Genomic DNA, 13639 nt, shown 5'->3' on the forward strand with positions numbered 1-13639 from the left:
CAATGTTATGGACAAAATGGTCTACATTGCCATGTCGGGTGCTAAGCAAAGTTTGCGAGGTCTTGAACTCAAGGCCAACAACCTTGCTAATGCTAACACCACTGGCTTTAAAGCTGATTTTGCACAAGCTCGCTCTATGCAAGCCTTCGGTGAAGGTCTGCCATCTAGGGTGTTTGCAATGCAAGAACGCCCTGGATCTAATATGGAATCGGGTGGTTTTGTTGAAACTGGCCGCGAGCTTGATATCGCGATGAGTGACCGTGGTTGGTTGAGTGTACAAGATGCATCAGGCAATGAGGCGTACACCAAAACTGGCACATTAAACATTACTCCAGATGGCGCGTTGATCACTAGCCATGGCCGTCAAGTAATTGGCGAAGGTGGTCCAATCATTTTGCCATTACCTATCGAGAAAGTTGAGTTTAGTGAAGACGGTGCTATTCAGGTTCGCCCACAAGGAGCGCCAGCAAACTTTTTGGAAGTGGTTGATCGCTTAAAAGTGATTGAGGCTGATAACACTCAGCTTGAAAAAGGTAATGACGGTTTATTTCGACCAAAAGAAGACATGTTGGTCAATGACCTTTGTGGTTTTTGTGATATTTCACCAAACGTAAAAGTACTGTCGGGTACGCTTGAAATGTCGAACGTAAACCCAGTGCATGAAATGGTCGACATGATCAGCAATCAACGCCAATTTGAATTACAAGTTAAATTAATGAAAACAGCCGAAGAGCTCGACGAGCGTCAAGATCAGCTGTTACGCATTGTTTAAGATGACTGAGAGGGTAGAGTTATGAATCCTGCATTATGGATCAGTAAAACCGGGCTTGACGCCCAACAAACCGATATTTCGGTGATCTCAAATAATCTCGCGAATGCCAGCACGGTCGGCTATAAAAAAAGCCGCGCCGTATTTGAAGATTTACTATATCAAAACATCAATCAACCAGGTGGTCGTTCATCTCAAGACACTGAAATGCCATCGGGTTTAATGCTTGGTGCCGGTGCCAAAGTGGTTGCTAACCAAAAGAACTTTTCACAAGGTAACATGCTTACCACAGAAAATTCATTGGACTGGATGATTTCAGGCCCGGGTTTCTTTGAAGTGCAATTACCAGATGGCAACATTGCATACTCACGTAATGGTCAATTCACCACTGACGAAGATGGTCGCATTGTAACTTCTGGTGCGGGTTTTCCATTACAGCCAGAAATGAACGTACCAGACGATGCACAATCAATTACTGTTTCGCAAGACGGTGAAGTGTCGGTACGTATTTCAGGACAAGCAGAGAACGTGGTAATTGGTCAGCTAACAATTAGTGACTTTATTAATCCATCAGGTCTTGAGCCAATGGGGCAAAACTTGTACACCGAAACCGCTGTGAGTGGTGCACCTGTGCAAGGGAACCCAGGTATCGATGGTTTAGGTACTGTGGTTCAAGGTTCTCTAGAAACGTCTAATGTGAATGTAACAGAAGAACTCGTTAACTTGATCGAAACGCAACGAATTTATGAAATGAATTCAAAAGTGATTTCAGCGGTTGATGAAATGCTTAGTTACATCAATCAACAGCTTTAATGGGTAGGAGGCAGCATGCGTAATATTATCTTAGTCACATCGGCAGCATTAATGCTGGGTGGTTGTATGACAACGCAAAATCATCATGTGGTTCAGGATGACCCTTACTATGCGCCTATGTATCCGGAGCCAACAACAGAGCCAATGGTACCAACGGGTTCGTTGTTTGATAGTTATTCAGCAGATGACTTGTACTCAGATAAAAAGGCATTGCGCGCTGGTGATATCATCACGGTTAAATTGCAAGAATCAACGCAAGCCACCAAAGCCGCTAAAACCGAAACCGATAAAGAAACGGACGCTAGTTTAGACCCTGTTATTGGGCTTGGTGGCAATCCTGTGAATATTGGTGGTGATAGCATTCAGTTTGGTATTGGTTCTGGGGCATCGTTTAAAGGTGATTCAAAGTCTAACCAATCAAATAGCTTATTTGGTGATATTTCTGTCAATGTGATGCGTGTTTTACCTAATGGAAACTTGGTTATTCGTGGTGAAAAATGGCTTACTTTGAATACCGGTGAAGAATTTATTCGCCTTGAAGGCTTAGTTCGTCCTGAAGATGTGCAAGCAGATAACACGGTCACATCAAACCGTATTGCTAATGCGCGAATTCAATACTCAGGTAAAGGGCAAATTCAAGAAACGCAAAGTGCAGGTTGGCTGTCTCGTTTCTTTAGTAGTTCGCTTTTCCCATTTTAGAGGAATAAAGTCATGAATGGGTTTAAATACATCATCGCTCTTTGCTTAATTAGCCTGCAGTTTTCTGCACAGGCTGAGCGAGTCAAAGATGTATCTATGGTTGAGGGCGTGCGCGCAAATCAATTAGTGGGTTATGGTTTGGTTGTCGGTTTGCCTGGCACAGGTGAACAAAGCCGATTTACTCAACAAAGCTTTAAAGCCATGCTGAATGGTTTTGGTATTACCTTACCTGATAGCTTAAAACCTAAGATTAAAAATGTTGCAGCTGTGGCTGTGCATGCAGAGTTACCGGCATTTAGAAAACCCGGTCAAACCATTGATATTACGGTTTCGTCTATCGGTAGTGCCGGTAGTTTACGTGGCGGTACTTTATTACAAACCTTCCTAAAAGGGGTTGATGGTAATACCTATGCGATTGCACAAGGCAGCTTAGTCGTTGGTGGCCTAGGTGCCGAAGGAGCAGACGGTAGCCGTGTAATTATTAACACACCCACAGTGGGCCGTATTCCAAACGGTGCCATTGTAGAGCGTGCTATTAAGAGCCCGTTTATGCAAGGTGACTACATTACCTTTAATTTAAATCGTCCTGATTTCACAACGGCTAAACGCTTAGAGCAAACGATTAATGATTTAGTGGGCCCTGATAGCGCTCAGGCAATCGATGCAGCTTCAGTACGAGTGTTAGCACCGCGTGATGCTTCTCAACGTGTTGCTTATTTGTCGACACTTGAAAACTTAGAGTTTAAGCCAGCAGACACAGCAGCAAAAATTATTGTGAACTCTCGCACAGGCACAATAGTGATTGGCAAAAACGTGAAGCTACAGCCAGCGGCGATTACACATGGTGGTTTAACGGTCACCATTGCTGAGCAGCAAAATGTGTCACAGCCAAATGCTTTAAGTGATGGTGAAACCACGGTTACCAATCAAAGTATTATTGATGTGAACGAAGATGATTCACGTGCTTTTGTATTTAATCCAGGTGTTAATCTTGATGATCTCGTGCGTGCAATCAATGAAGTTGGGGCCGCACCGGGTGATTTAATGGCAATCCTTGAAGCTTTAAAAGAAGCGGGGGCGATAAACGGGCAACTGGTTATCATTTAAATTAAAACGCGCTTTCGAGCGCGTTTTTTGTTTTAGTAATTCTTAAATCGTTCAGTGTATAAACATCAGCCAAAATCTTGGCTCTGAAGTTACTCCATTCCTGTATAAGTTATTAGCCATTCATTTATAAAGTTTTTTATTGGCGCAATTTTTGCATTTTAATTTTCATTATTAACTATTGTGTCAAAAAGCTGATGGATACTAATCATCTCGACAAGCAAAACTTTTTTGATTTAGGCAACTTAGACTCATTACGTCAAAATGCCTTAAAAAGTGATGCCTCTAGCGATGCGTCAAAAGAGGCGCTGAAAAAAGCGGCGGCACAATTTGAATCTATCTTCACTCAGATGCTGCTTAAAAGTATGCGTAAAGCAAATGAAGCGTTTGAAGACAAAGACAGCCCATTTAATTCAAGCGGCGTTAAATTTTTTGAAGAGATGCATGACCAACAAATGTCGGTTGAGCTTTCATCAAATGGCTCGTTGGGTCTAGCTGACTTGATTGTTCAGCAACTCTCGCCAGACGGTAAAGAGTTTACACCAGGTTCTGTACTAAGAACGACGGCTGACTTTGATAGTGATAAACGCGCAAGCGGTGTTGTTGATAGCACTACTGAGGCTAAGGCTAAACCACAAGCTGTCGAGGATACATCAGCGAACGAGCAATCAGAAAACCGCTTTGAAGATGCTGAGTCTTTCATTAGCTCTGTTTGGGAGCACGCTAAAAATGCGGCTGAGAAAATTGGCTTAAACCCAGCTGTGATGGTTGCTCAAGCAGCACTTGAGACGGGGTGGGGTAAACACATCATCAGTAAAGCTGATGGCACAAGTAGTAACAACTTATTCAATATTAAATCGGATAGGAGCTGGCAAGGTGATAAAGCAAGCAAAGTCACGCTTGAGTTTGAACAAGGTGTGCCAGTTAAAAAGCAAGCAAGTTTTCGCTCTTATCAATCGATTAAAGATAGTGTGAACGACTTTGTGGATTTTTTAAATGAAAACCCACGTTATCAAGAAGCACTTAATAATACCGCAGAACCTGCAGCCTTTTTAGATTCGTTACAAAAAGCAGGCTATGCAACAGATCCAAATTATGCCGATAAAATTAAGCAGGTATTGAAGCGCGTTGAGCTTCAAAGCGTCGCTGCTTCATTGGTACGTTAAGGAGTAGACCCTCATGTCATTTAGCTTATATGACATAGCAAATGCCGGTGTAAGAGCTAACTCTGAGCTTTTACAAACCACCAGTAAAAACATCGCCAACGTTAATACCGAGGGCTATGTACGTGAGCGTACTGAGTTCACAACCATGATCGATAACCAAGTCGGCCGTGGTGAAACGTATCGCTTACTAAATGAATTTGCACAAAAGCAATTAAATAGAGATACCTCTAATAAAGCGTTCTTTGATCAGTTTGTAACTGAAGCAAGCCGTGTAGATAGCTTGTTTTCAGAAGAGTCAAACAGCTTATCAACGAGCGTAAATTCGTTTTTTAACAATGTACAAGAAAGCTTAAACCAACCGTCATCAACAGTAGCTCGTTCACTGGTCATGACGGATGCACAAAATTTGATTGATCAAATGGACAGATTATCGAGCATTGTGGTTGACCAAAAAGCAGTAGTAAATGAGCAGCTAGAAATCTTTTCAGATGAAGCAAATAACCTGATCCAAAATATCAGTGATTTAAATACCAAGATTGCTTCGTTTCATGGTACTGATCGTGAGTCAGTATCAAGTGGTTTATATAATGAACGTGATAAAGCAATTCGTGATCTATCTGAGCTGATTGATATTGAAACACTCGATGGTAATAACGGCGAGAAACAAGTGTATTTAGGCTCTGGTCAAGCACTTGTAATGCAAAGTGGCACATTTAACCTGTTTTCATTCAGTGGCGATCCAGATCCGAACTTTAAAGAATTAAAACTTGATGTAAACGGTGGCAAAGCCGTGCCGCTTGAAGTTGATGTGAGTAAATTGAAAGGCAAAATTGGTGGCTTACTGGCATTTCGTGACGATATTTTAGTGCCAGCGCAAAACCAACTTGGTCAAATGGGCTTAGCATTAGCCGATGCCTTTAACCAACAAAATAGCTTAGGTATGGACGCTAATGGTGAAATTGGCGGCGATATTTTTGCTATTCCAACGGTAGATGCGTTTGGTTATCAAGCCAATACGGGCACATCAACAATGACGGCAACCCTTGAACCTGGTAAAGGCAGCGAATTGCCAGCAAGTGACTTTATCGTTACTTATACCAGTGCCACCACTGTTGAGATTCAGGCAATCGATAATAAAGGTGAACCCATTGGCACCGCATCTACAGCAAATGTGACTGCCGGTGTGATTGACTCATCAACTATTACAGGTGGTGAAGCGTTTGGTTTACAACTCAACGTATCAGGTGCTGCAAATACTGGTGACCAATTTATGGTTAAGTTGAACTCTCAGGCTGCAACTAGCTTAGAGCTTGCAACTGAACGTCCTGAAGATTTAGCGTTAGCATCACCTATTCGAACTGCGAACGATATCAATAATACCAGTGATGCAAGTATTTCTGCTGGCACAGTGTCCGATATTGACAACTCAACGGGTATTACCGTGGGTCCTCCACCGAGTTTGGCGAATGGCGATATCACACTCGTGAAAACGGCGAATGCTAACGAGTATCAAATTACAGATGGTAACGGTACATCGACGTTTACCATAACACCGCCTGCTGAGAATATTCTTGCTCAAGCAGGGGCGCCTTACGATACCTACGGTTTTGACTTTAATATTGAAGGATCACCTGCAACAGGTGACACCTTCACAGTAGAGTTTAACACTGGTGGTTTTGATGATAACCGTAATGGTTTGCTATTGGCCGATTTACAAAATGGTGAGCTAGTACGTCAAAATGTTGAAGCAAGTAGTACAGCCGATAATCATAAAACGTTTAATCAGGCCTATTCAGGCATTGTCACTGATATTGGTGTAGTGACTAGTCAAGCCCAAACGAATGGTGCGGCCTTTACAGCACTAGCTGATCAGTCAGAAGCTTGGTATGAATCACTATCAGGTGTAAACCTTGATGAAGAAGCGGCAAACTTACTGCGCTTTCAACAATCATATGCTGCATCGGCACAGGTACTTTCAACAGCACGTACTATTTTTGACACCTTATTAAGTGCGGCGAGGTAATTATGCGTATTTCAAATAACATGATGTATAAGAATAACCTTAACTCTATTCTTAACTCACAACAAAATGTAAACAAAGCGCAAGAGCAGGTTAATACTCAAAAGCGTGTATTGACTGCTGCTGACGATCCTTCCGCAACGGCTCGCGCGTTACTTTATACAGATCGCATTCAGGGTAATGAGCAGTTCACAAAAAACATTACTATGCTGAATAGCCGCCTAACAACAGAAGAAAGTGTGCTGCAAAATATTAAAGGCGCACTTGAGTCCGCGTATACGTTATCGATTCAAGCTGGTAACGGTGCCTATAGTGATATCGACCGTGAAGGTATTGCTGAAGAAGTTAAAGCATTGCAAAGTACGGTACTTGATTTGATGAATGCAAAGACCGAAGACGGTAAATTTATCTTTTCGGGTTACCAAGATAATACCCCATCTTATAGTTACAATAGTACTTCTGGACGCTATGAATATGGTGGCGATCAGGGGCAACACAAGATCAAAGTAGCTGAAGGTGTAGAAATCAAATCAAGTGACAATGGTTTTGATACATTCGAAAAAGTAAATGCACGCCTAAATGTAGCTTCAAACGATGGCACAGTTTCGGGCGGTATTACAAGCTCAAAAATTTATGTTACTGAGCAAGCTGATTTCGATAAATTCCATCAGGCAAATTACAACGCTGATCCTGCTGCAGCGGCAAATGCCAATACACTAAGCTTTATTACCACCACAGGCACACCTAATACATTTGTTGTGCAGCAAGCAGGTGTAACAATTGACAGCGGCAGCTTTGAAAACGGTAAAATCGAATATCAAGGTATGGAAATTTCTGTTTCGCCTGTTGCAAACGGCCAAATCGACGTAGACCTTGAAGCGCCACAAAAAGAAAATGCGTTAAATACCTTGGACGATCTGATAGCAGGACTAACCAATCCTGATTTAACCCAAGAAGAGTTTGATCAAGTTTTAGCTGATGCCATCGTACAACTCGATAATGCCAAAAATCAGGTTTCACTTGTTCAGGCCGGTTTGGGTGGTCGGTTAAATACGGCCAAAAAAATCGAACAATCTAATAGTGACTTAGATACTAGCAATAAAGCTGCTAAAGCTGAGCTTGTTGAGCTTGATATGGCTGAAGCGATTACTGAACTCACCAAACAAGAAACATCACTGCAAGCTGCACAGGCAACATTTGGCCGTTTGGCTAACCTCTCATTATTTGATTACTTATAATTTATGTAGGTTAAGCTTATTTAATAAGCTTAACCTATAAAACCTTCCTTAAGCTTTCCATTTAAACAGCGGTTTTAACGCACTCTTTGTCGCGTTTTGATCTTCAGTAATATTCACAGAAACGATTTTAAAGACAACCAGGCGCCATCTTTAGCTAAAGTTTTAAAATATTTTTCCTTTAAATACATCGTGTTAAATAAAAAATGAAAAATTGTTTAAAAATTCACTAAAGGATTTTTTGAGCGGACCGATAACTTAATTAACCAAGCAGAGTAACAAATAACAGTTACCGCTTAATTAGAGTAAGTTTGAGAGTAAATGATAAGTTTACTTCGGGAGAAATATCATGGCACTTTATGTAAATACAAATGTTAGTTCATTAAACGCTCAAAGACAATTAATGAATTCTGGTAACTCACTTGATACATCATTCAAGCGTTTATCATCAGGTCTTCGTATCAACAGCGCAGCTGACGATGCGGCTGGTCTACAAATTTCTGACCGTTTAACATCGCAAATCAACGGTCTTAATCAAGGTAACCGTAACGCGAATGACGGTATCTCTTTAGCGCAAACAGCTGAAGGTTCACTAGACGAAGTAACATCAATGTTCCAACGTATTCGTACTCTTGCACAACAAGCTGCGAATGGTTCAAACACAGATGAAGACCGCTTAGCGATTCAAGAAGAGATTCGTTCATTATCAGCAGAGGTTAACCGTGTAGCTGAAGATACAACATTCGGTGGCCAAAACCTTCTTGATGGTTCATACGATGCTAAATTCCAAGTTGGCGCAGATGCTATCCAAACGATTGGTTTCAGTATGAAGGATGTAGGCGCAACGACGAATGGTGCTAATGGTATGTCTGCAAACGGTGGCTTTACTATGTCAGGTATTGCTCAAGTTGCAACTGCTGTAACAGGTAAGGCGATGTCTAGCCTTGCTGCCGGTATTAGTGGTGTCGATTCTGGTTTAGCACAAGCAAGTGTTGGCTTCTCAAGCTTCGGTGCAACGACTATCAGTGTGTCTTCACAAGGTAACGCTCAACTTATCATGGCAGGTATGGACTCTCTAATCGCTGTTGTTGATAAAAAGCGTGCGGAGTTAGGTGCGGTTCAAAATCGTTTCCAATCAACGATTCGTAACCAATCGAATATCTCTGAAAACTTAAGTGCAGCGAAATCACGTATTAAAGACACCGACTTTGCTCAAGAAACAGCTAACTTAACTAAGATGCAAATCTTACAACAAGCTAGCCAAACAATTTTGAGTCAAGCTAACCAACGCCCTCAAGCGGCACTAAGTTTATTAGGTTAATAGTTGGGATTTGAGTTAAAGTGAAGTCAAAACTTTGACTTAAAGAAAAGCGCCTTTGTCTAATGGGGTATTAACAAAGGCGCTAAGATAGGATTATAAAGCGGAGGCGCTCAAAATCCTGACAGTAGTGTTCTAACATTTGTAAGAACATAAAATATAAAGCACAGATTATGCCATAATTTGTGTGATTGAACCCACTCTTAAACTTATCTCTCTTAAGGCTCCTAAATGGAGCCTTTTTTCATTCCTTTTTAATTTCAATTAATAGTTGGCCTATTAATTGCTCTATTTATTTCAAGTTAATTAACTAACAAGCAAAGTGGCAGTTTTTTGCCCCAGGCGACTTAGATTTGCCGCTGTAAGGGTCACTTTGTCAAATTCACTTTTTGAAAGTGACTTTACTTTGACAGATAAGAAGAGAGTTTATTATGGCTTTATATGTAAATACTAATGTTAGTGCATTAAACGCACAAAGGCAGCTAGATAGAACAGGTACAGATTTAGATACTTCGTTTAAACGCCTTTCATCAGGCTTGCGTATCAACAGTGCAGCAGATGATGCGGCTGGTTTACAAATATCTGACCGTCTACAATCACAAATTTTGGGTTTGAATCAAGGTAACCGAAATGCGAATGATGGTATTTCACTTGCGCAAACAGCTGAAGGTGCGTTAGATGAAATTACTTCAACATTCCAACGAATTCGTACTCTTTCTCAGCAAGCTGCAAATGGTTCAAACACCGATGAAGATAGACTCGCAATTCAAGAAGAGATCCGTCAATTATCAGATGAGGTTAACCGTATTGCAGCTGATACCACATTTGGCGGTCAAAACTTACTCGATGGTAGTTATGAAGCTAGCTTTCAAGTAGGTGCTGATGCTGTTCAAACAATTGGCTTTAGTATGAAAAGTGTGGGTGCGACTACGAATGGTCAGGTTTCTATGACGAATAATGGTGGTTTTACCATGTCAGGAATTGCAGCAATCGCTTCTGCCGTTGGTGGTAAAGGAATGTCTTCGCTTGCGGCTGGTATAAGTAGTGTTTCGTCAGCGCTAACAGAAGCAACGGTTAGTTTCAGCAGTATTACTGCTGGTGATATCAGTGTTTCAAGCCAAGTGAATGCTCAGCAAGTATTTGCTGCAATGGATGCAATGATCGCTGTAGTAGATAAAAAGCGTGCTGAATTGGGTGCTGTGCAAAACCGTTTTCAATCAACAATTCGTAACCAAGCGAACATATCAGAAAACTTATCTGCAGCAAAATCACGTATCAAAGATGCTGATTTCGCAGCTGAAACGGCTAATTTAACTAAAAACCAAATTTTACAGCAAGCAAGCCAAACAATTTTAGGTCAAGCAAATCAACGACCTCAAGCGGCGTTAAGCTTGTTACAAGGTTAAAATTTAAAAAATAGTTAAAAAATTTACAAATAAAGCTAAAGCTTTCGCTTTATCAGACGATAAACGTGTTAGAGAACTATCAATCTAGGACTCTATGTCGGTTAAATAGCAGGGTAGGGGTATCCCGCTGTTTAGCTATAAAATGATAAAGCGGAGGCTAATATGGCTTTATATGTAAACACTAATGTGAGTTCTTTGAACGCACAGCGCCAGCTAATGAAATCTGGTAACTCATTAGATACTTCTTTCCAACGCCTTTCATCAGGCTTACGCATTAACAGCGCAAAAGACGATGCTGCAGGTATGCAGATTGCTAACCGTCTTACAAGCCAAGTTAATGGTTTAACGCAAGGTAACCGAAATGCGAACGATGGTATCTCTTTAGCGCAAACAGCTGAGGGGGCACTAGACGAAGTAACATCAATGTTCCAACGTATTCGTACGCTTGCACAACAAGCGTCGAATGGTTCGAATACTGATGAAGACCGTTTAGCACTTCAAGAAGAAATTCGCTCTCTTTCTGAAGAAGTGAATCGTGTCGCCGAAGATACTACTTTCGGTGGTCAAAACCTACTAGATGGTTCATACGATGCTAAATTCCAAGTTGGCGCAGATGCTATCCAAACGATTGGTTTCAGTATGAAAGATGTAGGCGCAACGACGAATGGTGCTAATGGTATGTCTGCAAACGGTGGCTTTACTATGTCAGGTATTGCTCAAGTTGCAACTGCTGTAACAGGTAAGGCGATGTCTAGCCTTGCTGCCGGTATTAGTGGTGTCGATTCTGGTTTAGCACAAGCAAGTGTTGGCTTCTCAAGCTTCGGTGCAACGACTATTAGCGTTTCAACACAAGGTAATGCACAACTCATTATGGCTGGAATGGATTCTCTAATCGCTGTTGTTGATAAAAAGCGTGCGGAGTTAGGTGCGGTCCAAAATCGATTCCAATCAACAATCCGTAACCAATCTAATATCTCTGAAAACTTAAGTGCTGCGAAATCACGTATCCAAGATACAGACTTTGCGACTGAAACAGCTAACTTAACCAAGATGCAAATCTTACAACAAGCTAGCCAATCAATCTTAAGCCAAGCAAATCAACGCCCTCAAGTAGCACTTTCACTACTAGGCTAATATTTGTTTTATAAGTCACTTCAGACTCAGGAAATTTGCTTTGAAGTGGCTTATACTTAACGAGTAAGATATTAAGAGGTGTTACTATGATAGATCTTAATTCAACACAAAGGTCTAACGATAACCTTGCTACCAGTGGAAATTCTGCAAATTTAAAAGCTGAAATCGATGATATTAAAGCAAATAAAGGCACAGAACTTGCTGGAAGAGAGGCGGTGGATATTGAGCTGGTTTCTAAACAAAATGAGCAAAAAGACAAAAAAGATCTAATTGCCGAAGTAAAACAAAACTTAGAAAAGCTTAATAGTTATATCCCAGTTACATCAACAAATTTAATTTTTGAATTTGATGAAAAAGGGGATCCACCCATTATCAAAGTTCTTGATAAAGAAAATGATGAAGTAATTCGAGAGATTCCAACAGAAGAATTTCGCGAAGTAGCTAAAGCTTTAGAAGAATTTGCCGATAAATTAAGCAATAAAGGTTTGTTGTTCGATAGAACAGCGTAGCAATACAGTTTTTTAGGAGTATTACAATGGCATTAATTACATCTGCTGGGGTTGGTTCTGGACTTGATCTAGAAAGCATCATCAGTGCGACACTATCAGCTGAAAATACACCTAAATTACAAGCTTTTGCGGAGAAAGAAGAGACTTTACAGGTAGAGCTTTCGTCTTTAGGTGAAGTTAAGTCTGCAATGTCAAAGCTTCAGGACACTATTGAAAAGTTAGCTGATATAGATAACTTTAACAAGCGTGTTGCTAACATAAAGCAACCGACTAGTGATGATGGTGACCTCATATCTGTAACACCAACTTCAGATATTACCCCAGGGGATTTCAATATTGAAGTGATTGAGCTTGCTCAGGGTAGTCGTGCTACCTCAAATGCTGGTCTATTTACTTCAACAGACGATGTTGTTACAGCTTCTGGCGGTACTTTATCTTTTGCTGCTGGTGATAAGAGCTTTGATTTAACGCTTGATGCAGGTGCGACCTTAGCGGATTTACGTGATGCTATTAATGATTCAGATGAGAACTTCGGTGTCACTGCAAACATCATTAATACGGGCACGGAGTCTAAACTTGTTCTCACATCAAATGTATCAGGTGCAGGTAATGATTTAGTTATTACCAACGATACTGCCGAACTTGATAATGTTTCGACACTCGCTAATGATGGTGTTACTGCAGGTGGAATTGCAATTGCTTCAGGTGATGAAGCTAAAAGTGCAGAAATCAAAGTTGATGGTATTTCAATTGTTAATGATACCAATACTTTTAAAGATGCTGTGCAAGACATGACTATAGTTGCAAAGCGACAAAGTGTTGACGGTGAAACTGCAAAGTTATCTGTTGAAGTAGATAGAGAGAGCGTCACAGCTTTAGTCGATGAATTTATCACAAATTATAATAATCTAATCGGTCAAATAGGCCTACAAACGCGTATTGGCAAACCTTTAAACGCAGATTCAACAATTCGTTCATTCGATTCCCAGCTTGTTAATGCCCTTTCAACTCCAATTTCTGATGCTGGTCCATTTTCAAGTATCTTTGATATTGGTTTAGGTGTTGATAAAGAAGGTTACCTTGAAAAGTCGAGCTTAGTTCGTAGTTTAAACGAAGCTATGGATGAAAATTACGATAATATTGGCAAGGCTTTTGCAGGTGATGATGGGATAGCAAAGCAATTAGAGTCTCTTTTTGACAATTATTTAGACTCTAAAGGAATCATGAATCAACGAGAAACTAGTTTAAATTCTCAACTAGACGATCTTGAAGATGATGTTCTTAACCATGAATATAGAATGGAAGAGTTAGAAGCAAGGCTTCGTCAGCAATATGCAGGCTTAGATGTGTTGTTAGCGCAAATGCAGTCAACTCAAACGTACTTAAGTGCACAACTTTCTAGTCTTCCAGGCTTTACTAAATCTTCTTAATTATAGCTAGTTTCTTTATCGTTTACGTATAAGGTG

12 protein-coding genes are annotated in these 13639 nt (G+C 40.7%); all 12 read left to right on the top strand.

The features are described from left to right. Positions 1-7 precede the first annotated feature (7 nt). The 12 genes from VRK28_RS12720 (at position 8) to fliD (ending at position 13603) form a co-directional block, all read left to right on the top strand. The gene (locus tag VRK28_RS12720; RefSeq protein ID WP_054553307.1) at positions 8-772 is read left to right on the top strand and encodes a flagellar basal body rod protein FlgF; all 765 of its coding nucleotides are present in this window, start codon (positions 8-10) and stop codon (positions 770-772) included. A 21-nt stretch (positions 773-793) separates the two neighbouring features. After that, positions 794-1582 (top strand): flagellar basal-body rod protein FlgG, encoded by a 789-nt coding sequence (flgG, locus tag VRK28_RS12725; protein WP_054553306.1) that lies wholly within the window; start codon positions 794-796, stop codon positions 1580-1582. Positions 1583-1597: 15 nt separating this feature from the next. Next, positions 1598-2281 carry a flagellar basal body L-ring protein FlgH gene (flgH, locus tag VRK28_RS12730; RefSeq protein WP_054562216.1) on the top strand — a complete coding sequence of 228 codons (684 nt, stop codon included), beginning with the start codon at positions 1598-1600 and terminating at the stop codon, positions 2279-2281. 12 nt (positions 2282-2293) lie between these two features. Next, positions 2294-3388, top strand: coding sequence for a flagellar basal body P-ring protein FlgI (locus VRK28_RS12735; RefSeq protein WP_054562215.1), 1095 nt, complete (start codon positions 2294-2296; stop codon positions 3386-3388). A gap of 194 nt (positions 3389-3582) precedes the next feature. Then, complete coding sequence (flgJ, locus tag VRK28_RS12740) at positions 3583-4551, top strand: flagellar assembly peptidoglycan hydrolase FlgJ (RefSeq protein ID WP_253108990.1); 969 nt, start codon at positions 3583-3585, stop codon at positions 4549-4551. Positions 4552-4564: 13 nt separating this feature from the next. Continuing rightward, positions 4565-6574 (top strand): flagellar hook-associated protein FlgK, encoded by a 2010-nt coding sequence (flgK, locus tag VRK28_RS12745; RefSeq protein ID WP_332394024.1) that lies wholly within the window; start codon positions 4565-4567, stop codon positions 6572-6574. 2 nt (positions 6575-6576) lie between these two features. Continuing rightward, a complete protein-coding gene (gene flgL / locus VRK28_RS12750; RefSeq protein WP_062566779.1) occupies positions 6577-7809 on the top strand; it encodes a flagellar hook-associated protein FlgL in 1233 nt (410 codons plus the stop codon). Between the two features lie 346 nt (positions 7810-8155). Beyond that, entirely contained in the window at positions 8156-9127 is a 972-nt protein-coding gene (locus VRK28_RS12755) for a flagellin N-terminal helical domain-containing protein (protein WP_062566780.1), read from the top strand. A 428-nt stretch (positions 9128-9555) separates the two neighbouring features. After that, complete coding sequence (locus VRK28_RS12760; protein WP_062566781.1) at positions 9556-10530, top strand: flagellin N-terminal helical domain-containing protein; 975 nt, start codon at positions 9556-9558, stop codon at positions 10528-10530. Between the two features lie 162 nt (positions 10531-10692). Beyond that, positions 10693-11664, top strand: a complete 972-nt coding sequence (locus tag VRK28_RS12765; RefSeq protein ID WP_062566782.1) for a flagellin N-terminal helical domain-containing protein — start codon at positions 10693-10695, stop codon at positions 11662-11664. 86 nt (positions 11665-11750) lie between these two features. Beyond that, on the top strand, positions 11751-12173 hold the full coding sequence (locus VRK28_RS12770; RefSeq protein WP_062566783.1) for a flagellar protein FlaG: 423 nt from the start codon (positions 11751-11753) through the stop codon (positions 12171-12173). Positions 12174-12199: 26 nt separating this feature from the next. Next, positions 12200-13603 (top strand): flagellar filament capping protein FliD, encoded by a 1404-nt coding sequence (gene fliD, locus VRK28_RS12775; protein ID WP_062566784.1) that lies wholly within the window; start codon positions 12200-12202, stop codon positions 13601-13603. Positions 13604-13639: the final 36 nt, after the last annotated feature.

This window comes from Pseudoalteromonas sp. P80D2 (genome assembly GCF_036680945.1).
Taxonomy (GTDB): domain Bacteria; phylum Pseudomonadota; class Gammaproteobacteria; order Enterobacterales; family Alteromonadaceae; genus Pseudoalteromonas; species Pseudoalteromonas shioyasakiensis.